This window comes from Pseudomonas fluorescens (assembly GCF_900636825.1).
Taxonomy (GTDB): domain Bacteria; phylum Pseudomonadota; class Gammaproteobacteria; order Pseudomonadales; family Pseudomonadaceae; genus Aquipseudomonas; species Aquipseudomonas fluorescens_BG.
Genome location: NZ_LR134318.1, coordinates 494,052 through 515,463 on the forward strand (window position 1 = coordinate 494,052; position 21,412 = coordinate 515,463).

Sequence of the window (21,412 nt, forward strand, 5' to 3'; positions counted from 1 at the left end):
TGCTCCAGGGCGGAAAGGCTTCCAGAATCGGTTGCCTGAGTTTGCGACTGGCCTTGTGGGCAGACGATTTAAAATTCTTGGATTGCCGACAGGTTGTTCCGGCGGCGTGTAGTTTTACTACAAATCTTCCGGCATTTCAGCCTTTCGAATGTATAGACGAGTAGTAAAACTACAGATGAAAGGCTTGTGGCCTCCGACTGCGTTGTGAGAATAATCGTTAAGGCGGGTCGATTTCCATCCGAATAAGGTGAAAGTTTGATGCTGGATGCCAAAGAAGAAGAGATTTCAGCTATTTCTAACTTTTGTTCGACAGTCCTTCACGTAGCGGGTTTTCATCATTCACTACAAGTGGCCCTTTACACGCCGATCAAGGATAGACCATGACCCTGCCCGTGCTTGCCGAACTGCCCGCCATTCTCCTGCCGTTGGTCAGCCGATCGGAGCAGTCGTTCCGTACGGCCGTCGCCGAGCTGGAAGACGATCACGGCCTCTCGACCTGGACGCCGGAGCGTTGGGCGCAGTTCGCCCGCGTCACCGCCGCCAGCGAGTTTGTCATTGAACAGAGCGTTCGTGACCCTTTGATGTTGCTGTCGCTGGTGCAGTCAGGCGAACTCGACCGGGCCTTCGCGCCGGGCGAGCTGTGCGCGCAGATCGCCGCCGCGGTCGACGCCGCGCAGACCGAGGAAGAGCTGGGTCGCGCCCTGCGTCGCCAGCGCGCCCGCCATCAGGTGCGAATCATCTGGCGTGACCTGACCCGCCAGGCCGATCTGGTACAAACCTGCCGCGATCTCTCGGACATGGCCGACGCCAGCATCGACCAGGCGTATCAATGGCTGTACCGCCGCCATTGCGAACAATTCGGTACGCCGACCGGTCGCCGCAGTGCCCTGCCGCAGCAAATGGTCATTCTCGGCATGGGCAAGCTCGGCGCGGTCGAATTGAACCTGTCTTCGGACATCGATCTGATCTTCGCCTACCCCGAGGGCGGCGAAACGGTGGGCGTGAAGCGCTCGCTGGATAATCAGGAATTCTTCATCCGTCTCGGCCAGCGTCTGATCAAGTCGCTCGATCCGATGACCGTCGATGGTTTCGTGTTTCGCGTCGACATGCGCCTGCGCCCCTACGGTTCGTCCGGCGCGCTGGTGCTCAGCTTCAATGCGCTGGAGCAGTATTACCAGGATCAGGGCCGCGACTGGGAACGCTACGCGATGATCAAGGCGCGGGTGGTGGCCGGCGATCAGGTGGCCGGCGCGCAGTTGCTCGACATGCTGCGCCCGTTCGTTTATCGGCGTTATCTGGACTTCTCTGCCATCGAAGCGCTGCGCACCATGAAGCAGTTGATTCAGCAGGAAGTGCGGCGCAAGGGCATGGCCGACAACATCAAGCTCGGCTCGGGCGGCATCCGTGAAGTCGAATTTATCGCCCAGGCCTTTCAATTGATCCACGGGGGCCGCGACCTGAGCTTGCAGCAGCGTCCTCTATTAAAGGTCTTGAGCACACTGGAAGGGCAGGGTTATCTGCCGCCGGCGGTGATCAGCGAGTTGCGCGAGGGCTACGAATTTCTGCGATACACGGAACACGCGATTCAGGCGATTGCCGACCGCCAGACGCAGATGTTGCCGGACGGCGCACAGGATCAGGCGCGCATCGCCTTCATGCTCGGCTTTTCCGATTGGGCGACGTTCCACGAAAAGCTGATGTTCTGGCGCGGCCGCGTCGCTTGGCATTTTGCCCAGGTGATCGCTGACCCTGACGAAGAAGAGGGCGCCGAAAGCGAAGTAGTGGTGGGTGGCGAGTGGCTGCCGCTGTGGGAAGAAGCGCAGGATGAAGAGGCGGCCTGCCGGCAGTTGCAAGAGGGTGGTTTTGCCGATGCGAGCAAGGCCCTGAAGGCGCTGGCGGGATTGCGCGGCAGCCCGCAATTGCGCGCAATGCAGCGGCTCGGGCGTGAGCGTCTTGATGCCTTTATTCCACGCCTGTTGGCGCAGGCGGTTGAGCATGCCAATCCGGATCTGGTGCTGGAAAGGGTGTTGCCGCTGGTTGAAGCTGTCGCGCGACGTTCGGCTTATCTCGTCCTGCTGACGGAAAACCCCAGCGCCCTGCGCCGCTTGCTGACGCTGTGCGCGGCGAGCCCGTGGATCGCTGAGCAGATCACCCGTTTCCCTTTGCTGCTGGATGAATTGCTTAACGAAGGGCGTTTGTTCAAGCCACCGCTGGCGCCGGAGCTGGCCGCCGAGCTGCGCGAGCGTTTAACGCGGATCCCCGAGGACGATCTCGAGCAACAAATGGAGGCCCTGCGCCATTTCAAACTGGCGCACCGTTTACGCGTCGCCGCCTCGGAGATCGCCGGCAGCCTGCCGTTGATGAAAGTCAGCGATTACCTGACCTGGCTGGCCGAGGCGATTCTCGAGCAAGTACTCGCGCTGGCCTGGCGCCAGACCGTGGCCAAACACGGTACGCCGCTACGCACCGACGGCACCTTGTGCGATCCCGGCTTCATCATTGTCGGTTACGGGAAAGTCGGCGGTCTGGAACTCGGGCATGGTTCGGACCTGGATCTGGTGTTTATCCACGACGGCGATCCCCAGGCGGAAACCGATGGGGCGAAACCAATTGATGGCGCGCAGTTCTTCACCCGTCTGGGGCAGCGGATCATTCACTTGCTGACGGCGCAGACCAACTCGGGCCAGTTGTACGAGGTGGACATGCGTCTGCGGCCGTCCGGTGCTTCGGGGCTGCTGGTCAGTTCGCTCGGCGCCTTCGCCCGCTATCAGGAAAATGAAGCCTGGACGTGGGAGCATCAGGCACTGGTGCGCGCCCGCGTGCTGGTGGGCAGTCAGGATGTTGGTCAGGCGTTCGAGAAAGTACGCGCGCAGGTGCTGGGCAAAGCTCGCGATCTGACGAAGTTGCAACAGGAAGTGAGCGAGATGCGCGCGAAGATGCGCGACAACCTTGGCACCAAGAGCACTGCGGCCGGTATGGCAGCAAATGCTTTCGACGCCGCGTCGCCGTTCGACCTCAAGCAGGACGCCGGAGGTATCGTCGATATTGAATTTATGGTGCAATACGCGGCCCTGGCGTGGTCGCAAAGTCACCCGCCACTGCTGCGCTGGACCGATAACATCCGCATTCTGGAAGAGCTGGAACACGAAGGGCTGATGCCTGCCGAAGACGCCAGCCTGTTGCGCGAGGCCTACAAAGCCTACCGCTCCGCCGCTCACCGGCAGGCCTTGCAAAAGGATCCCGGTGTCATATCGGGCGACCAGTTTGCCGAAGAACGCCGGCAGGTGTTGCGGATCTGGAAAGAGATGGGGCTAAGCTGATACACGGACTTGTGGGTAATGCAAAACCCTGTAGGAGTGAGCCTGCCGTGTTCAAGGTTTTGCGGCAAAACGAATAACCCTGTGGGAGCTGGCTTGCCAGCGATAGCGGAGTATCAGACGACAATAATGTTGAATGTGAAGACCCCATCGCGAGCAGGCTCGCTCCCACAGTAGATCTACAGTGTTTGTAGAATTCTCGAGGCGGGGAGGCGTAAATGCCTCCCCGGTTCGTTTTTGGAAACCACATGAATATTCTGATCGTTGGGCCCAGTTGGGTCGGTGACATGGTGATGGCGCAGACACTGTTTCAGTGTCTCAAACAGCGCCACCCGCAATGCGAAATCGACGTGCTGGCCCCCGAGTGGAGCCGGCCGATCCTTGAGCGCATGCCCGAAGTGCGCAAGGCCTTGAGCTTCCCGCTCGGCCATGGCGCGCTGGAGTTGGCAACGCGCCGGCGCATCGGCAAATCCCTGCGCGGTCAGTACGATCAGGCGATCCTGCTGCCCAACTCGCTGAAGTCGGCGCTGGTGCCGTTTTTCGCCGGCATTCCGAAACGCACCGGTTGGCGCGGCGAATTCCGCTACGGCCTGCTCAACGATGTGCGCACCCTCGATAAAGAACGCTATCCGCTGATGATCGAGCGCTTCATGGCGCTGGCCTATCAAGCCAATGCGGAGCTGCCAAAACCGTATCCGCGCCCGAGTCTGCAAATCGATCCGGTGACCCGCGAAGCGGCGCTCGCCAAGTTCGGCTTGAGCCTCGACCGTCCGGTGTTGGCCCTGTGCCCCGGCGCCGAGTTCGGCGAATCCAAGCGCTGGCCATCCGAGCACTACGCCAAAGTCGCCGAATCGCGCATCCGCGAAGGCTGGCAGGTGTGGCTGTTCGGCTCGAAAAACGATCACGCGGTCGGCGAAGACATTCGCGCCCGGCTGATTCCCGGCCTGCGCGAAGAATCGGTCAACCTCAGCGGTGGCACCTCGCTGGCCGAGGCCATTGATCTGTTGTCCTGCGCCGACTCGGTGGTATCCAATGACTCTGGCCTGATGCACGTGGCCGCTGCGTTGAACCGCCCGCTCGTCGCCGTCTACGGCTCGACCTCGCCGGGCTTCACGCCGCCGTTGGCCGAGCAGGTCGAGATCGTTCGCCTGGGTATCGAATGCAGTCCTTGCTTCGACCGAACCTGCCGTTTCGGCCATTACAATTGCCTGCGCCAGCTGATGCCGGACGCGGTCGACGATGCCCTGCAGAAGTTGCAGGGCTCTGTGATCGAGGTTCATTAACTTGCGGGTATTGCTGATCAAGACCTCATCGCTGGGTGACGTGATTCATGCGTTGCCAGCGCTGACCGACGCCGCCCGGGCCATTCCCGGGATCAAGTTCGACTGGGTCGTAGAGGAAGGCTTCGCCGAAATCCCGACGTGGCACCCCGCCGTCGGCAAAGTGATCCCGGTGGCCATCCGCCGCTGGCGCAAAAACCTCTGGAAGACCCTCACCAGCGGCGAATGGAAGCGCTTCAAGCAAAGCGTGCGGGCGAACAAATACGATTTGGTAATTGACGCTCAAGGTTTGCTGAAAAGCGCTTGGCTGACCCGCTGCGTCAAAGCCCCGGTCGCCGGCCTCGACAAAGGTTCGGCTCGCGAACCGATGGCTGCGCGTTTCTACGACCGCAAACTGGCCGTGGCGCGCGGACAGCACGCTGTCGAACGTGTACGTCAGTTGTTCGCCATCGCCCTCGGTTATGACCTGCCCAAAGGCTTGGGCGATTACGGCCTCAACGTTGAGCGACTGGTCGAGCTGCCGCGCAAGAATCCGTTCGTGGTGTTCTTGCATGGCACCACCTGGGACACCAAGCATTGGCCGGAAATCTACTGGCGTGAACTGACCGAACGGGTCGGCTACCTTGGGGTTGGCGTCAAGTTGCCGTGGGGCAATCCGCAGGAAAAGGCCCGCGCCGAGCGCATCGCCGCCGGCTTCAAGCACGCCGAAGTGCTGCCGAAACTCAATCTGGCCGGCGTCGGCAAAGTCCTTGCCGGGGCGCAAGCCTGCGTTGCGGTGGACACAGGCCTCGGTCACCTGGCCGCCGCACTCGACGTGCCGACCATCTCGCTGTTCGGCCCGACCAACCCGGGCCTGACCGGCGCCTACGGCAAATTGCAGATTCATCTGGCCAGCGACTTTCCGTGCGCGCCGTGCATGCAAAAGAAATGTACTTATCAACCGACCGAGCAGGATGCCCGTCAGTTTGACCTCAAGCGCGAGCAGCCTTTGTGCTTCACGCGTGTGAACCCCGAGCGTGTCGCCAGCCGACTGAGCACGTTGTTAATGGCTGAGGAGCTGCGCTGATGCAATTGGCATTCGTCCTGTACAAATATTTCCCGTTCGGCGGCTTGCAGCGCGATTTCATGCGCATCGCCCTTGAATGCCAGAAGCGCGGTCATCAGATCCGTGTCTACACGTTGATCTGGGAAGGTGATGTGCCGCCGGGGTTCGAAGTGCTGGTGGCGCCGGTCAAGGCATTCTTCAACCATCGTCGCAATGAAAAACTCAGCGCGTGGATGGAAGCGGATCTGGCCAAGCGCCCGGTCGATCGCCTGATTGGTTTCAACAAGATGCCGGGGCTCGACGTGTATTACGCCGCCGACGGCTGTTTCGAAGACAAGGCGCAGAACCTGCGCCATTCGCTGTACCGCCGCTGGGGCCGTTATCGCCACTTCGCCGAGTACGAGCGCGCGGTGTTCGCCAAAGACGCGAAAACCGAAGTGCTGATGATTTCCGAAGTGCAGCAGCCGCTGTTCATCAAGCATTACGACACGCCGCTGGAGCGCTTTCACTTGCTGCCGCCGGGTATCGCTCAGGATCGTCGGCGTCCAGCGGATGCCGACGAGATTCGTGCCGGTTTCCGTGCCGAATTCAATTTGAAGGACGACGAACTGCTGCTGGTGCAGATCGGTTCGGGGTTCAAGACCAAAGGCGTCGATCGCAGCCTCAAAGCATTGGCCGCATTGCCTGCGGAACTGAAAAAACGCACCCGGCTGTTTGTAATCGGCCAGGATGACCCCAAATTGTTCCAGATGCAGAGTGCGACATTGGGCCTGGGTGACAACGTGACGTTCCTCAAGGGCCGCAGCGATATCCCGCGCTTCCTGCTCGGTGCCGATCTGTTGATCCACCCGGCGTACAACGAAAACACCGGCACGGTGTTGCTCGAGGCACTGGTGGCCGGTCTGCCGGTGCTGGTCAGCGCGGTCTGCGGTTACGCCCATTACATCGCCGAGGCCGACGCCGGGCGTGTGCTGGACGAGCCGTTCGATCAGGCGCAACTGACCCAATACCTGACCGAAATGTTGAGCGACGACGCTGCACGCGCGGCCTGGAGCCGCAACGGTCTGGCCTTCGCCGAGACGGCCGACCTCTACAGCATGCCGCAGCACGCGGCCGATGTGATTCTGGCGGAGCACGCTTAATGAAGTTGATGCTGGCTGAACCGTTCAAAAGCCTTTGGGCCGGACGCGACCCGTTCGCCGAAGTCGAAGGCTTGCAGGGCGAGGTATACCGCGAGCTGGAAGCACGTCGGACATTGCGCACGGAAGTCGACGGGAACGGATTTTTCGTGAAAATCCACCGTGGCATCGGCTGGGGCGAAATCTTCAAGAACCTGCTCACCGCCAAGCTGCCGGTGCTCGGCGCGGGTCAGGAGTGGAAGGCCATCCAGCGTCTGCAGGAAGTCGGCGTGCCGACCATGACAGCCGTCGCGTATGGCGAAAAGGGCAGCAACCCGGCAGATCAGCATTCGTTCATCGTCACCGAAGAACTGGCGCCGACCATCAGCCTCGAAGACTTCAGCATCGACTGGATCAAACAGCCGCCCGAGCCAAAACTCAAGCGCGCGCTGATTGCCGAAGTCGCACGCATGACCGGCATGATGCACCGCGCCGGGGTCAACCATCGCGACTGCTACATCTGCCACTTCCTGCTGCACACCGACAAACCGGTCACGCCGCAAGATTTCAAACTCTCGGTGATCGACCTGCACCGCGCCCAGACCCGCGCCAAGATCACCCAGCGCTGGCGCAACAAGGATCTGGCGGCGCTGTACTTTTCCGCGCTGGACATCGGCCTGACCCGCCGCGACAAGTTGCGCTTCCTCAAGGGTTATTTCCAGCAGCCGCTACGGCAGATTCTCGCTGAAGAGGCGGCGCTGTTGAGCTGGCTCGAAGGCAAAGCCAACAAGCTCTACGCGCGCAAACAGCGTTACGGAGATGCGCTCTGATGGCGGGTTGGATTCTTGAGCCTGAATACAGCGATCTCGCCGCCGACTTTGGCAGCCTCGAAGCGGTATTTGCCCTGCAGGGCGAGCGGCTGACCCGCGATCCGTTGTCCGAAGTCATTCGCGTCGAGCGCAACGGCGTCAACTATTACGTCAAACGCTACGTCGGCGCCGGTAAGGGCTTGCGCCGCTACCTCGGCAAGCCACGGGTGAAGATGGAATGGCAGAACCTCAAGCGCTTCGCCAAGTGGGGCATCCCCACTGCGGAGGTGGTGGCCTGGGGCCTGGAGCGTCGGGGCGCGGCGTACGACCGTGGCGCGATGATCACTCGCGAGTTGCCGCGCACCGAGGATCTCTCGGCGCTGGCCGAGCGCAAGGATCCCAAGCTCGACGACCGCGCCTGGGTCGATGGCGTCAGTCGGCAATTGGCCGGTTACACCCGCACCATGCACGACCATCGCTTCACCCATAACGATCTGAAGTGGCGCAATCTGCTGATCGACGATCAGGCGCGGCTGTTTCTGATCGACTGCCCGAACGGCGATTTCTGGCGCGGTTTCTGGCTCAAATACCGCATCACCAAAGATCTGGCGTGTCTCGACAAGGTCGCCAAATATCACCTGTCGAACACCCAGCGCCTGCGCTTTTATCTGCAATACCGTGGCCGCGATCGCCTGAATGCCGCTGACAAAAAGCGCATTCGCCACGTGGTGAGATTTTTCGAGGGACGTGAATGACTGATTTTCTGGCCGCTGCAGACCGAGCGCTGCTTGAACGCAATGGTCTCGGCACCTTCGAGGCCTTGTGGGCCAAACAGCTTGAAGCGGTGGACGAGCCCAACACTGACGGCGGCGGCTGGAGCAGCGTGTTCCGTCTGGAGCTGGAAGGGCACGCGTATTACCTCAAGCGCCAGAGTAATTACCTGACGCGTACGTTGCATGCACCGTTCGGCGAGCCGAGTTTCGCCCGCGAATTTCGCAACATCAGCCGCTACAACATGCTGGGGATTCCAGCCTTGCAAGCGGTGTTTTTTGGCGAGCGCAAGGTCAAGGGTGAGGTTCGGGCAATTCTGCTGACTCGCGCCCTCGATGGCTGGGACGACCTCGATTCGCTGCTGCAGCGCTGGTCTGAGCTGCCGGCGGTACAACAGTCGGCGATTCTCAAGGCGTGCGGATTGCTCGCACGACGCCTGCACGGTTTGCGTCAGGTGCATGGTTGTTTTTACCCCAAACATATCTTTATGCAGGCTGACGGCAGCGGCTATCAGGCGCAGTTGATCGACCTGGAAAAGACCCGGCCGTTGCTGTTCGGCATGCGTGATCGCGTCAAGGATCTCGAGCCGTTGCGGCGCCGCGCTCCGCAGTGGAGCGAGGCGCAATTGCGCGAGTTGCTCGCGGCGTATCTGGATCAGCCGACGAGCAGCTCGTTGGTTGACAGTTGGGTCAAGCGGTTGACCGCCCGGCGCAGTCGCAAGGAGACGCGCTGATGCAGTTAGCCGATCTGAAAAACGCCGGGCGCACCCCGAGCCTGCCATTGACCATTACGCTCGCCGACGCCGCGGGCCCGGCCGATTTGCAATTGCTGAGCCTGTTGCGAGTGTTGCCGGGCCAGCGCTATGTCGGCGTCGGCGTGTGGCGCGGTCGGCCAGTACTGGCGAAATTGCTGGTCGGCAGCAAGGCTGCGCGGCATTTTCAGCGTGAACTCAACGGCGTGAAACTGCTGGCGGCGCAGAGCATGACCACGCCGCTGCTATTGGCCGATGGCTTGAAGGAAGGCGAGGGTGGCTGGCTGCTGTTCGAATTTCTCGAAGGCTCCGAGAGCTTGGGTGACGTTTGGCATGAGGTCGAATCCTTGCCCGTGCTGGCCGATGAGCAATCGGCGGTGCTGGCCGAAGCGCTCAGTGCTATCGCGCAATTGCACAGCAAAGGTCTGTGGCAGGAAGACCTGCACCTCGATAATTTGCTGCGCCACAACGGCGAGCTGTACCTGATCGATGGCGCCGGCATCTGCGTGGAGACCGCCGGTCAACCGTTGTCGCGACAGAAGGTGCTGGAAAACCTCGGCGTCTTTTTCGCCCAGCTACCCAAATCGCTGGAACCGTTCACCGAAGAATTGCTGGTGTATTACCTGTTGAGTAATGCCGAGCACGCGCTACCGCTGGAAGCGCTGCAAAAGCAGATCGACAAGGTGCGCGCCTGGCGGCTGCGCGATTACCTGATCAAGGTCGGTCGCGAGTGCACACTGTTTGCGGTGCAGCGTGGCGCGTTCGCTTTGCGCGCTATTCGTCGCGAAGAAGAAACGGCGATGCTGCCGGTGCTGGAGCAGGCCGATGCCCTGCTCGATCGGGGCCATCTGTATAAAACCGGCGGCGCGGCGAGCGTCGGCAAGGTTGAGGTCGCCGGGCGAGCGCTGGTCATCAAACGCTACAACATCAAGAATTTCGCCCATTGGCTCAAGCGCTTCTGGCGCCCGAGCCGTGCGTGGCATTCGTGGCATGAAGGTAATCGGCTGGCGTTTCTCGGCATCGCCACGCCGAAACCACTGGCGGTGCTGGAAAAGCGTTTCCTGTGGCTACGCCGTCGAGCCTATCTGATCACCGAGTACTTGCCCGGGCCTGACATCATCGAACGCTTTGCGCCATATGTGGAAAGTGGCGCGGCACCGGAAACCGAGCTGCAAGCGCTGGATCAACTGTTTGCGCGATTGATCGCCGAGCGCATCAGTCATGGCGATTTCAAAGGGCATAACCTGTTCTGGCAGGAGGATCGCTGGGCGCTGATCGATCTTGATTCGATGTGTCAGCATGCCTCACTCGGCAGTTTCGCCCCGGCCTATGCCCGAGATCGCGCCCGGTTCATGCGCAACTGGCCCGAGAGCAGCGCATTGCATCAAGTCATTGATCAGCGTTTGCCCAAAGACATCTCCAGCGCAGTCTGAATCCCTTCGCCAGCAGGGCTGGCTCCCACATTGAAATGCATTGCAATGTGGGAGCGAATTCGCTCGCGAAAAGGCCAGTCCGAACATTGCACTTCCTCCGGGAGAAAGGGTGGACAAGCGCCACTGACTTCTCCTACAGCTTCTACAGAAGCCATGAACTGTGCCGCGCCAAGCCCCGATGCTAGTTTGCCTGACGACTACTGAGGGCAACGCTTGATGATCAGAAAGGCTGTAATGCTGTGTGCTGTTTCCGCGGTTTTATCCGGCTGCGGCAGTGTGCTGACCGTCCTGCAGGACGACGCCGACGTCGCCCGCGACATGAGAAAACAGAAAACCTACTGCCAGTCCATACCACGTATCTACAGCGGTCTGGCCTATGACTTCTGTGTCCTGAATGCACCGCCCGACCCCACCGGTTTTCTGGTGCCGTTCGTATTGCTCGATCTGCCGCTATCGGGCGTATTCGACACTGTGTCCTTGCCGTACACGATCTACCGGCAGATTGAGGATGGAAATGTCGGTATTTACTGGCGACCAAGCGGCAGGTGACTTTCGTGCAGTTTCCTCTTTTTGAGAGCCGCGAAGAGGTTGAGGCCATTGATAGGGTAGAACCGCTGCATGCTTTGGCGAGATACAGTGACTTCGTCATATACGTTGATGAAAGCGGCGATCACGGAATGCAAAAGCTGGATCCCTACTACCCGATATTCGTACTCGCGTTCTGTGTCTTTCATAAGAGGCATTACTGCGAAAAGGTCATTCCGGCGGTTCAGAAGTAAGTTCAATCATATGGGGCATGATTTGATCGGCTTGCATGAGCTGGAGATTCGAAAAGAAAAGGGCGCGTTCTCCAACCTGTTTACCTCCAGAGAGCACAAGCATGCTTTTCTTGCTGAATTGACCGGCATCATCGAAGCCAGCAATTTCGTTCTGATCAGCTGTCTCATCGACAAGGCTTCGCTTCGTGAAGCACAGGGTATGCTCGATAATCCCTATCATCTGGCGCTGGGCTTTTGTCTGGAAACGCTCTACGAATTTTTACAGGAGAAAAATCAGCAGAATGCGTCGACGCATGTGATTTTCGAGCGCCGAGGGAAGCGGGAAGATAACGAGCTGGAATTAGAGTTCCGCAGAATGTGCGGCGGTGCATATCGAATGAGTATTCAACTACCGTTCGACATCGTCTTTGCTACAAAACAAGCCAACTCCGTTTACAGCTGGCTGATCTTGTCGCGAGACCTATTGGCATGAGTGTCTGAGAGCGAGTCAGGAAAATCGCGCTTTCGAGGTGCTCAAACGCAAGTTTTATTGCAGCGGTGGGCGCAGTAAGGCCGGAAAGGGTTTCGAGAACTGGGGCCTGAAAATTTTCCCGCCTTCAGAAAGCGAAAAGCCCCGGTGATCTCACCGAGGCATTAGCGCCGACCGGGATCCCCCAGTCCATTTGAGCTGAAGTCTATGGCGACGTTTAAAGCCTGTCAACGTAGCTACTGCCAGTTCCTTCTAGAGGCTTGCGGACGCTTTTACGCTATAATCCCGCCCTTTAGCTGTCTCTCGCCCGGTGCGAGGGCACATAAATTTTCAAGGCGCATCGCGCCTGCATGCAGACTAAAGAGGCTAGACCCCTGTGGCATTGACGATTCTTGGCCTGTCCGGCGCCCTTAGCCATGATCCTTCAGCAGCCTTGTACATTGACGGCAAGCTGGTGGCGGCGGCTGAAGAAGAGCGCTTCGTACGCGATAAACATGCAAAGAACCGCATGCCCTACGAATCGGCAAAGTTCTGCCTTGAGCAGGCCGGTATCAAGCCGTCCGACGTTGACGTGGTAGCGATTCCGTTCGCGCCGATCAGCCTGTTCGGCAAGGCCCGCTGGCATTACGCCAAGCGTTACTGGTACGCGCCGGATCGCGCCCTCGATGCGATCCTGATGGGCAACCGTCGCTACAAGCGCTATCGCAACAAGATCGTCTGGTGCCTGGAGCAACTGGGCTTCGATCCGAAAAAAATCAAGATCGAGCCGGTCGAGCACCACTTGGCTCACGCCTCGAGCGCCTATCACTGCTCGGGTTTCAAAGAGAAGACCGCGATTCTCGGCATTGACGGCAAGGGTGAATACGCCACGACCTTCTTCGGTTATGGCGAGAACGGCAAGATCCACAAGATCAAGGAATTCTTCGATCCTGATTCGCTTGGTGGCCTGTACGGCGCGATTACCGAGTTCCTCGGTTTCGAGATGCTCGACGGCGAGTTCAAGGTCATGGGCATGGCGCCTTACGGCGACGCCAGCAAATACGACTTCTCCCGTCTGGCCTCGTTCGAGAACGGCGAGTTGGTGATCAACACCGATTACGCCAACGTGATCGGCCTGCGTCGCTATAAAGAGAAGGGCAAAGGCTTTTACTTTTCGCCGAAGCTGATCGAATGGCTGGGCCCGAAACGCGAAGGCGATATCGCTGACGAACCGTACATCCACTACGCCGCGAGCATGCAAGCGCTGTTCGAAAAACTGGCGTTGCAGATGATCGACCACTATCTGGGCGACGTGCTCAAGGAAACCGGCAAGCTCGCGTTCGCCGGTGGCTGTGCGTTGAACGTCAAACTCAACCAGAAAATCATCGCTCGCGATGACATCAAAGAGCTGTTCGTCCAACCGGCATCCGGCGATGCCGGTACCGCTGTCGGCGCCGCTGCTTACGTATCCCACGCCCGTGGCGTGCCGGTCGAGAAGATGGAACACGTCTACCTCGGCCCGTCGTACAGCAACGAAGACGTGATTGCCGCGTGCGCCCGTCACGAGAACAAGCCGACCTGGCGCAAGCTCGATAACATGCCGGAGCAGATCGCCAAAATCATGGTCGACGGTAATCCGGTGGCCTGGTTCCAGGGGCGCATGGAATTCGGCCCGCGCGCACTGGGCGGTCGTTCGATCATCGGTTGCCCGAGCGTGCCTGGCGTGGCTGACCGGATCAACCATCAGATCAAGTTCCGCGAGCGCTGGAGGCCTTTCTGCCCGTCGATGCTCGACACCGTCGCGCCGCAGATGATCAAGATCGACCACCCGGCTCCCTTCATGACGTTCACCTTTGAAGTGGCGGAAGAGTGGAAGACCCGCGTGCCGGAAGTCGTCCACGAAGACGGTACGTCCCGTGCCCAGGTGCTCAAGCGCGAATACAACCCGCGCTACTACGACATGATGAAGGCGCTGGAAGTCCTGACTGGCAATGGCGTGTCGCTCAACACCTCGCTCAACCGCCGTGGCGAACCGATGATCTGCTCGCCGACCGATGCGCTGAACATGTTCTTCGGCTCCGATTTGCAATACCTGATCATGGAAGACATTCTGGTGGTCAAAGAGGGCGCTAACGCTTATGACTCGCTCGGCTGAACGCCATGTGCTGCAGTTTTGTCACGGCTATGACGGGCCGTTCCTCGACTGCGCACGGCAGTACGCCAGCCTGTTCGCGGGCACTGGTTATAGGGTGACCACGGTCTTTCTGACCGGGGCCGCCGATAGCGAGGTGGCCGCCGCGTGTGCTTCCGACGAAGTGTTGTTCATGGAGTACAGCTCCAGGGCCATCCGTGGCCTGAAGCTGGGCGCCATCAGCGATTTGCGCAAGATCGTCGCCTCACGCAATTTCAGTTTCTGCATCGCCCATCGTTTCAAGCCGATTTACATCGCCTTGCTCGGCACCTCGTTGCCAGTGATTGGCGTGCATCACGCGTTTGACGATTACAAACGCGCCACGCGCAAACTGTTTGCGCATATTTTCCGCAAGCGTCTGAGCCTGCTCGGCGTGTCCGATGCCGTGCGCGACGACATGCGGCATTGCCTGCCGAAGTGGCCGCAGGAGCGTATTCAGACGCTGTATAACCGCATCGATGTAGCTTCGCTGCAGCTCAGTCAGGTGTCCGCCCGCGAAGCCCGCGAGACGCTCGGTCTGGCGCCGGATGCGTGGATCGTCGGCAACGTCGGTCGGCTGCATCCGGACAAGGACCAGGCAACATTGCTGCAGGGTTTTGCTGCTGCGCTGCCCGGTTTGCCGGGCAACAGCCAGCTGGCGATCCTCGGCCAGGGACGACTGGAGCAGGACCTCAAAGCGCTTGCCCGCGAACTGGGTATCGGCGAGCGCGTGTTGTTTCTCGGCCAGGTGCCGGACGCGCGCAATTACTTCCGTGCGTTTGATGTGTTCGCCCTGAGTTCCGATCAAGAGCCGTTTGGCATGGTGCTGCTGGAGGCCATGGCTGCTGGCGTACCTTTGTTGGCAACGGCCTGTGGTGGGGCGAAGGAAGTGGTCGAAGGCGTGGGCATTCTGTTCCCGCTGGGCGACGCCGAACACCTTGCACGAGGCCTGCAGCATCTGGCCGGCATGGACGATCAGCAGCGCCAGCAGTGCGCGCAAATGATGCTTGATCGTCTGCGTGAGCGTTTCTCCGACCGTGCGGTGCGCGACACCTTCTGGCGTCTGCCGCAAGTAACCGATCTGGCACCGAGGGGCTGATGCTCAACCGATTTCAAGGCTGGCGCGAACGTGGCTGGTCGCCGGTCGACGCCTCGACCTATGCAACTGTCTGGCAGCGTTACGGCGGCAGCGTCGCGACCCATCCGTTGGTGGTCGAACGTCTGGCGCAGCTTGCCGGCATCCCCGTGCGTTACCTGGCCTGGGAGCAGCAGGGCGAGATCAAAGCGGCGATTGCGACTTGGGGGCGCGACTTGGCGCTGTCCAAGGACGTGCTCAAGCGCAACGGTAAAAAAGGCCTGTTCGACCTCGGCAACGCCGAGCTGATCCTGCCCGCTGCCGTCGATGCCCAAGCGCCGTTGCGCCATCGTGCGCGCTATTTGTCGGCGATCAACGAGAGCCGTTTCAGCGGCATGAAGTTGCAGGCCGAACAACTGGCCATGGCCCGCACCCCGGAAGAACTGTCGAAGAAGTTTCGCTACAACCAGCGCCGTGAATTGCGTTTGCTGGAAGAAGCAGGCGGCGTCGTGCGCCCGGTCAGCGAGTTTTCCAGCGCGGAGCTGGCGGCGATCTACTGCGATCTGTTTCAGCGTCGCTGGGGTTTCCCGGCAACGGGTGCAGAACGCATGGCCGAGGTGATCGAGCTGCTCCGCGAGCTGTTGATCGGCTCGGTGATCTTTCTCAATGATGCGCCGATCGCAATTCAACTGGTGTACCGCGTAGAAGCGCCGCAGTGGATCAGCGTCGAATACATCAACGGCGGTGTCGACCCGCAAACCCGTGAATTCAGCCCCGGCAGCGTGTTGAGCTTCCTCAATACGCAAAGCGCCTGGGAACACGCGCGGGCACTGGACAAGCCGCTGCGCTTTTCTTTCGGTCGCGCCGATCGTGAATACAAGGATCGCTGGTGCAATCCCGTGCCAGTCTTCACCGTATGAGCCAGCCCATGAGCCGCAAACAGCAACTGCTCAAGCGCCACCGCCGTAATAAACGCATGACTCTGTTGCTCGCGTTGATCGTGTTGATCGCGGTCGGTGTGCTGGTGGCGTGGTGGTTGCCGCTGCTGCTCGCGGTCATCGGCTGGGTCGCCCACGAGGCGTGGTTTGCCGATCATCTGTTCTATTCGCCGAAGGACGACTATCAGTACAGCTTCCCGCCATTCACTCCGCAGCCTAAGGTGCATCTGAGCGGCGAGCACTTGCGGCTGGACGAAGGCGTGATGGTCATGGAGGAGGCCACGCTGATACTCGCGGTGCAGGTGAAGAGCACGTGGCTGGGGCGTTTTTTTGATCCGCGGGTCGAGCTGGCGGGTGGCGCTGATCCCGATGCGCAAACCTTCGAACGCGGCGTCAACGGTGTGCGCTACCTGAACCTCAGCGGCCAGGCGCAAACCTTGTCGCAAGGCCTGCTGCGTTTGCGCGGGCGCTTCTGCCGGGTCTCTGGCGAACCGCTGCTGTGGGCGCTGGAGCAAGCGGATTACCGTCGCTCGCGGGTGATGGTCATCGCGCCGCACGCCGACGACGCCGAATTGGCAGCCTTCGGTCTCTACAGCCAGGCCGACGAAGCCTGGATCGTCACTTTGACCGCCGGCGAAATCGAAGCCGAGCATTATCAGCAGATGGGTTTGAACCCAGTCGAAGCCGCGCGGCTCAAAGGTCGCTTGCGTGCCTGGGACAGCCTCGCCGTGCCGCGCTGGGCCGGTGTGCCGCAGGAAAATTGCGTACAACTGGGTTATTTCTGTCTGCAACTGGCGGCGATGCAGGCTGCACCAAATCAGGCGATCGCTTCCCGCGAAGCAGATTTGACCGATACCCGTCTGTTTCGCCAGTTGAATCCGTTCGCTTTGCCGAGCGATGTCGACGGCGCACCGACCTGGAACAATCTGCTGGCCGACTTGCGCGAAGTGCTGTTGCGCGCTCGCCCGGATGTGATCGTCCTGCCGCATCCGACGCTCGATCCACACCCCGACCATGTATGCAGCCAGCAGGCGGTATTGCAAGTGTTGGGCAGCCTTGACTGGCAGCCGACCTTGCTCGGTTACGCCAACCATCTGCATGACAACGATCGCTGGCCGATGGGCAATGCCGGTGAAGGCATTGCGTTGCCGCCAGCGTTCGATGCCAGCGTACCGATGCAGCCCCTGTCGTTGCCGCTGACATTGGATCTGCAACGCGACAAGGCCATGGCGCTGGGCATGATGCATGACTTGCAGCCGCCAGCGCCGTTCAAACGCCATTTACGCCGCCTGATCCAGCGCGCGCTGGCGGGGCGTGCCCCGTCGGTGTATGGCGAGAACGAGTTTTTTCGAAAAGCGGTCAGACGCCAGGAATTGCTCTGGCTGCTCAAGCCGGGTGAATCAGGCGCGAACCGGGGAGAGTTATGAGTCAACGGTCGAAGGTTCTGCAGCTGCAACCTGATTACAACGTCAAAGCCCATGATTTCGCTGACCTTGCCGAGCAGATCGTCAAGGCATTGCCTTCGGATCGTTACGAGGTGACCGCTGCGTTCCTGCGTGGCAAACCCGCGCCCGGTGAGCCGGTGAGTCGCGCCGACCGTTCGGTGTATTTCGAGTTTTCCGACAAGTCGCTCAAGGGCATGCGCCTGCGCGCGATGTGGCAGTTGTATAAATTCTGCCGCCAGGAAAAATTTGACGTGGTGATCTGCAACCGCTTCAAACCGGTGAACATGATGCTCACGCTCAACCGCTGGTTGAAGGTGCCGCTGTGCATCGGCATCTCCCACGGGTTCGGCGAGTACGACCGTTTTTACCGGCGTCGGCAGACTCAACGTCTGATCGATCGGCATTGGCGTTTTGTCGGCGTGTCACCAGCGGTCAAACAGTACCTGCTCGATTGCCAGTGCGGTTTCACCGATCAGAACACCTATGCCATCACCAACGCCATCGACATCGAACAGGCCGAAGCCTTGCAACACAGCCGCGAAAAGGCGCGTGAAATGCTCGGCATTGACCCGAATGTGCGGCTGATCGGCGCATTGGGGCGACTGGTCTCGGTCAAGGGCCATACCTATCTGTTGCAAGCTTTCGCGGCGCTCAAGGACAAGTACCCGAACGCGCAATTGGCGATCATCGGCGCCGGGCGCCTGCAAGCGCCTTTAGCTGCGGAAATCGAACAGTTGGGCCTCGGCGGTCGTGCGCACCTGCTGGGCTTCAAGGAGAACGCGCTGCAATACGTGCGCGCCTTTGATATCTGGAGCATGCCGTCGCTGGCCGAAGGGCTCGGCCTGGCCCTGCTCGAAGGCATGAGCGGGCACCTGCCGGTGATCGCTTCGAATGTGCCAGCCATGTTGCCGCTCATCGAGGGTGCCGGTGGCCTGACCATCACACCCAAGGACGTACCGAGTCTGATCGCGGCGCTGGATAACTATCTCGGGCTGTCCGATGAGGATCTCAGGGCCAAGGGCGAGCAAGCCTATCGGTATCTGCAGCAGCAACATGACATCGAGGTGTTCCGTCAGGAATATCTGGACCTGATCGACTCGGGTCTGGAACAGGCACGCAAGGAGCAGCCATGAGCGAACAAGCCACGAGCGAAGCGAACGCCCTCGTTACCGTCATCATCGCCTCGTACAATCACGGTCCGTACATCGAGGAAAGCATCCTCAGCGTCCTCAACCAGACGTACAAGAACATCGAGCTGCTGGTGGTCGACGATGGTTCGATAGACGATAGCCCCGAGCGCATCAAGGCTTTGCAGGTGCAGTACGGTTTCGATTTCCGCATCCAGCAGAATCAGGGCCTGACCAATACGCTCAACGGCGCCATCGCCCGTGCCAAGGGCAGCCTGATCGTGCCGTTCGGTTCCGATGACATCATGTACCCGGAGCGCATCGCCACTCAGGTCGCACACATGGATGGCAAGCCCGAGGTCGGAATCTGCGCCGGCAATATCGAGCTCATCGATGCGGACGGCAACCTTTACCCGGAAAAACGCCAGCGCCGCGATGTGCCGTTCCGTCGCATCGATTTCGATGACATGTTTCTTGAGCGCAAGCCCTATCCCCCGGCGCCAACCTTGATGATTCGCCGCGAAGCGCTGGACCAGGTCGGTGGCTTCGATCCGACCATTCGCCTCGAAGACCTGTACATCGAACTGAAAGTGACGCGAGCCGGTTATTTCATCGATGGCTTGAATGTGGTGATGGCGCGCTATCGCAAGCACGCGACCAACTCGTACAAGAACCACCGTTTCATGATCGAAAGCATTTTGCGCACCTACGCGTTGTTCAGCGATCATCCGCTGTACGACGAGGTGCGCTACAAGTTTCTCAGTTCAATGTTTCTCAAAGCCTCCAACCGCGATCGCAAGCTGGCGCGCGAGCTGCTGGCGCAGATCCCGTTCAAGACGTGGAACAAGAAAACCTGGCGCGGTCTGGCGCGCATGTATCTTTCGCCGCTGGAAAAAGACTGATCCAAGGGCCGCTTGCGCTTGGCAAGCGGCGCCCTTTACCCGCGGATCTTCAGTTTGCGCGAACCGGAGAACTGGCGGCGAGTACTTGCCTGTGCAGCTTGGCGACTGCCGATGGCGACGCCATGCTGGCATACCCCTGGAGCAGCGCATCGAGGTGATCCTCGAATAACCAGCGCTTGTCGACGGTGTAGCGTTGCATATGGCGCAAATTGCGCTGGCGCAGAGAATTGCTCAGGGCTGAAGGATAGATATTCAAGTCTGCCAAATCGATCAGCCCGAACTCACCGTCTTCCAGTACCAGTACATTGCCCAGGTGTAGCGAGCGGAAATACACACCTTTCTCATGCAGCAGTGCCATGAACTTGCCAAAGCGTTCTACCAGGGCCTGGCGCACGGCTGGCGCGGTAATGCTTTGCAGTACCTGACGCAAGGTCTGTCCTGGCAGAGGCGTGTAATGCACGGCGCTACTGCGGTCGTCGAGGCGATACAGCGCAAGCACTTGCGGCGTAGGTATGCCCATCTGGCGCAGTTGTTCGCTGTTGACAGCGAAACGTTCAGAGTAGGGATTGAAGCTGCCGGAGGTGTACCAGCGCCGGCGACGGAACAATTTGAGGAAGGTGCCGTCGTGCAGGCGCAGGACTTTAGGTCCGAGGCCGTCTTCTTCAATTACCTGAGCATCAGCGCTCATGTGTTGCAGTTGCGTCGAGGACAGTTGTTTTACCGGCAATGTCAGCAGGCGTCGCGCGCGCAGGTTTATGCTCAGCGCCGCAATCAGTGCCAGCGGGATCCACACCAGGAACCAGTGCTCCTTGGGCCGCGAGATGATTCCGCCACCTTCGGTCAGTCCTGCACCGATGCCAAACACCAGCCAGGTTGATGCGATGATCAACAGCGGAGTCATGCGCTGGCGCCAGCTGCTCAGCAGGCCCCAGAAAAGGAAGAACAGCCACGGCAGCAAGCCAAGGATGCCAACGTAATAGAGAACACCCAGCGCAAAGCTGTGTGGCTCCTGAAAGGTAATGCCAATCCCGGGATCGACGGCCAGTTCGGCGTTATAGCCATGGCCGATCCACGGGTGCTCGGCAATCATGTGCAGGACTTTCTGCCAGATCTCCAAGCGATATGAACTTCCACGCTCAATGATCATTTGCGAAAAAAACATCGACACGCCGCCAGCGCTGAGCGCAAGTGCCAGCAGCAGCCCCAGCGAGCGACGGTTCCAGCAAATGAGGAAGAGCCACAATGAGGCCATGGTCAAGGCTACCAGCGGGGTTCTGGAGCCGGTACCGATCACCGCTGTGAACATGATCGCCATTGCTGGGACGCTGAGCCACATCATCTGGCGCCGTTTGCAGGTCATGGTCACGCTCAGCCAGTAAGCGCAGAAAAACCCGAACAGGTGCGAGCTGAGCAGGGGATTGTCGAATGCACCGCCACCGATCAGGCGCATGCCCGGCGAATATACCCGCGCGAAATCGAACATAAACCAGCTCGTGGCAATCAATGCGGTCACGGCTGCGGCAAACAGCAAGGGTTGCAGGATGTCGCTGCGATAACGCACCAGCAGATAGCAGCCGGCAAACAGCATCAGCGTATGCAGCGGCGCTTTCAGCATGCTGCCAACAGACTCGCCATCGGGCCCCCACAAGACACTGAGCAGAGCCCATGCCACGAACACCAGAATGGCGATGAATATCGGTTCACCCAGCAACTCTTTCAAAACCCGTGGTCGCAGGCACAATGCAATCAGGGCTGGAATACTGAACAGCCCGTAATAAAGCTTGTGGTGCTCACTTCGGCCAGGCAGAAAAAACAATGCACACAGGAGCAAAAAATAGCCGGCGGGAAGCATCCACAGGCAAATAAAATCGAAGGTTCGATTGGACGTACTGCTGAAGCCGCGAAGTTGCATGCTGAGAAATTCAATCCTGAAGTTGATCGGCCATCCGTGATGGCTATTTGATGCTGAAAAAGATGCCTAACAATAACAGCCTTTCGCCGATT

The 21,412-nt window shown here is 59.7% G+C and carries 19 protein-coding genes; 18 read left to right on the top strand and 1 reads right to left on the bottom strand.

Translation table 11 applies throughout. From position 1 onward, the window contains the following. Positions 1-258: 258 nt before the first annotated feature. The 18 genes from EL257_RS28185 (at position 259) to EL257_RS02270 (ending at position 19,408) form a co-directional block, all read left to right on the top strand. Complete coding sequence (locus tag EL257_RS28185; RefSeq protein WP_269471992.1) at positions 259-384, top strand: hypothetical protein; 126 nt, start codon at positions 259-261, stop codon at positions 382-384. Continuing rightward, positions 381-3,320, top strand: a complete 2,940-nt coding sequence (glnE, locus tag EL257_RS02190; protein WP_126359425.1) for a bifunctional [glutamate--ammonia ligase]-adenylyl-L-tyrosine phosphorylase/[glutamate--ammonia-ligase] adenylyltransferase — start codon at positions 381-383, stop codon at positions 3,318-3,320. The genes EL257_RS28185 and glnE overlap by 4 nt, the downstream gene beginning before the upstream one ends. Positions 3,321-3,565: 245 nt before the next feature. Next, the gene (gene waaF, locus EL257_RS02200; RefSeq protein ID WP_126359429.1) at positions 3,566-4,600 is read left to right on the top strand and encodes a lipopolysaccharide heptosyltransferase II; all 1,035 of its coding nucleotides are present in this window, start codon (positions 3,566-3,568) and stop codon (positions 4,598-4,600) included. Between the two features lies 1 nt (position 4,601). Then, positions 4,602-5,663, top strand: a complete 1,062-nt coding sequence (waaC, locus tag EL257_RS02205; protein WP_126359431.1) for a lipopolysaccharide heptosyltransferase I — start codon at positions 4,602-4,604, stop codon at positions 5,661-5,663. Further along, positions 5,663-6,784, top strand: coding sequence for a glycosyltransferase family 4 protein (locus EL257_RS02210; RefSeq protein ID WP_126359433.1), 1,122 nt, complete (start codon positions 5,663-5,665; stop codon positions 6,782-6,784). The genes waaC and EL257_RS02210 overlap by 1 nt, the downstream gene beginning before the upstream one ends. Further along, positions 6,784-7,590, top strand: coding sequence for a lipopolysaccharide core heptose(I) kinase RfaP (gene rfaP, locus EL257_RS02215; protein WP_126359434.1), 807 nt, complete (start codon positions 6,784-6,786; stop codon positions 7,588-7,590). Before EL257_RS02210 ends, rfaP begins: the two co-directional genes overlap by 1 nt. Continuing rightward, positions 7,590-8,324: a lipopolysaccharide kinase InaA family protein gene (locus EL257_RS02220; protein ID WP_126359436.1), complete on the top strand. Its 735-nt coding sequence runs from the start codon at positions 7,590-7,592 to the stop codon at positions 8,322-8,324. Before rfaP ends, EL257_RS02220 begins: the two co-directional genes overlap by 1 nt. Then, complete coding sequence (locus EL257_RS02225; RefSeq protein WP_126359438.1) at positions 8,321-9,073, top strand: lipopolysaccharide kinase InaA family protein; 753 nt, start codon at positions 8,321-8,323, stop codon at positions 9,071-9,073. The genes EL257_RS02220 and EL257_RS02225 overlap by 4 nt, the downstream gene beginning before the upstream one ends. Continuing rightward, a complete protein-coding gene (locus tag EL257_RS02230) occupies positions 9,073-10,524 on the top strand; it encodes a lipopolysaccharide kinase InaA family protein (protein WP_126359440.1) in 1,452 nt (483 codons plus the stop codon). The genes EL257_RS02225 and EL257_RS02230 overlap by 1 nt, the downstream gene beginning before the upstream one ends. A 216-nt stretch (positions 10,525-10,740) precedes the next feature. Continuing rightward, positions 10,741-11,073: a YceK/YidQ family lipoprotein gene (locus tag EL257_RS02235; protein ID WP_126359442.1), complete on the top strand. Its 333-nt coding sequence runs from the start codon at positions 10,741-10,743 to the stop codon at positions 11,071-11,073. A gap of 128 nt (positions 11,074-11,201) precedes the next feature. After that, entirely contained in the window at positions 11,202-11,303 is a 102-nt protein-coding gene (locus EL257_RS28315; protein ID WP_419866607.1) for a hypothetical protein, read from the top strand. A 10-nt stretch (positions 11,304-11,313) separates the two neighbouring features. Further along, the gene (locus EL257_RS28320) at positions 11,314-11,775 is read left to right on the top strand and encodes a hypothetical protein (RefSeq protein ID WP_419866590.1); all 462 of its coding nucleotides are present in this window, start codon (positions 11,314-11,316) and stop codon (positions 11,773-11,775) included. A 373-nt stretch (positions 11,776-12,148) separates the two neighbouring features. Then, positions 12,149-13,906 (top strand): carbamoyltransferase, encoded by a 1,758-nt coding sequence (locus EL257_RS02245; RefSeq protein WP_126359444.1) that lies wholly within the window; start codon positions 12,149-12,151, stop codon positions 13,904-13,906. After that, on the top strand, positions 13,890-15,020 hold the full coding sequence (locus EL257_RS02250) for a glycosyltransferase (protein ID WP_126359446.1): 1,131 nt from the start codon (positions 13,890-13,892) through the stop codon (positions 15,018-15,020). The genes EL257_RS02245 and EL257_RS02250 overlap by 17 nt, the downstream gene beginning before the upstream one ends. Next, complete coding sequence (locus EL257_RS02255; protein ID WP_126359448.1) at positions 15,020-15,916, top strand: antimicrobial resistance protein Mig-14; 897 nt, start codon at positions 15,020-15,022, stop codon at positions 15,914-15,916. The genes EL257_RS02250 and EL257_RS02255 overlap by 1 nt, the downstream gene beginning before the upstream one ends. Positions 15,917-15,924: 8 nt before the next feature. Next, on the top strand, positions 15,925-17,361 hold the full coding sequence (locus tag EL257_RS02260; RefSeq protein WP_126359450.1) for a PIG-L family deacetylase: 1,437 nt from the start codon (positions 15,925-15,927) through the stop codon (positions 17,359-17,361). Further along, positions 17,358-18,512: a glycosyltransferase family 4 protein gene (locus EL257_RS02265; RefSeq protein WP_126359452.1), complete on the top strand. Its 1,155-nt coding sequence runs from the start codon at positions 17,358-17,360 to the stop codon at positions 18,510-18,512. Before EL257_RS02260 ends, EL257_RS02265 begins: the two co-directional genes overlap by 4 nt. Further along, positions 18,509-19,408 carry a glycosyltransferase gene (locus EL257_RS02270; protein ID WP_126359454.1) on the top strand — a complete coding sequence of 300 codons (900 nt, stop codon included), beginning with the start codon at positions 18,509-18,511 and terminating at the stop codon, positions 19,406-19,408. Before EL257_RS02265 ends, EL257_RS02270 begins: the two co-directional genes overlap by 4 nt. Before the next feature lie 49 nt (positions 19,409-19,457). Here the strand turns inward: EL257_RS02270 and EL257_RS02275 are convergent, their stop codons facing one another. Then, a complete protein-coding gene (locus EL257_RS02275) occupies positions 19,458-21,320 on the bottom strand; it encodes a bifunctional O-antigen ligase/aminoglycoside phosphotransferase family protein (RefSeq protein ID WP_126359456.1) in 1,863 nt (620 codons plus the stop codon). Positions 21,321-21,412 lie beyond the last annotated feature (92 nt).